The sequence below is a fragment of the Duganella sp. sic0402 genome (assembly GCF_019219065.1).
GTDB lineage: Bacteria > Pseudomonadota > Gammaproteobacteria > Burkholderiales > Burkholderiaceae_D > Rugamonas.
In genome coordinates this window covers 1-708 of the sequence record NZ_JAHUWK010000030.1, presented here as the reverse complement: position 1 = coordinate 708, position 708 = coordinate 1, and the positions used below count along the sequence as shown (strand labels likewise).

General features: G+C 57.5%; 1 protein-coding gene. It reads right to left on the bottom strand.

The features are described 5' to 3' along the window. Positions 1–585, bottom strand: a 585-nt coding sequence (locus KW842_RS27150) for a transposase (RefSeq protein ID WP_218307307.1), incomplete at its 3' end; no start/stop codon positions are given. Between the last annotated feature and the right edge of the window lie 123 nt (positions 586–708).

Here is a 708-nt window from a genome sequence, read left to right as displayed (position 1 = left end):
GCCGGGATGGCGGTCGATGTGGTCATCCACGTCGTCTTCCAGTTGCTTGATCTCGGTGTCAAGCCAGGCAATGAGCGAACGCGCGTGCTCGGCCACCTCGGCCATGCCGCTGACCTCGTAGCTTTCCAGCCGGTTGCGTTCCTGCTGGCGCATATCCTTCAGGGCCAGTATCCGCTGTGACCACGCACGCAACTGGCGTTGCTCCAGCGGAGCGGGCGTCCACGTTGCCGGCGTCATCGCCGCGCAGTAACGTGCGATCAATGCTGCGTCCGCCTTGTCGGTTTTATTGCGCAGGTTCTCGCTCTGGCCAAAGCCCTTGACGCAGCCAGGATTGACGACGCTCACCGCAAACCCAGCATCATAGAGCGTGGTCGCTACCACCTCGAAATACACGCCGGTCGCCTCCATGCAAACCCGTAATGCCGCCTTGGGTAACTGGGTCTTGTCCAGCCACTCCAAGAGCAACTGATGGCCTGCGGCAGAGTTATCTATGACCTTGGTTTTAATCTTGCCGTTCACTAACAGGGCCACGTCGAGCTTTTTCTTGCTGACATCGATCCCCACGACTGCTGTTGAGTTATCCATTTTTGACCTTTCTCGTATGCGGGCTTATGCGCGAGGCAATAGCCCAAGATACCGTTCGGACTTATAAAATGAAACAGGCAGGGGTACCAATCTGACCCACGGGCTCAATGGCCCAAATTCCGA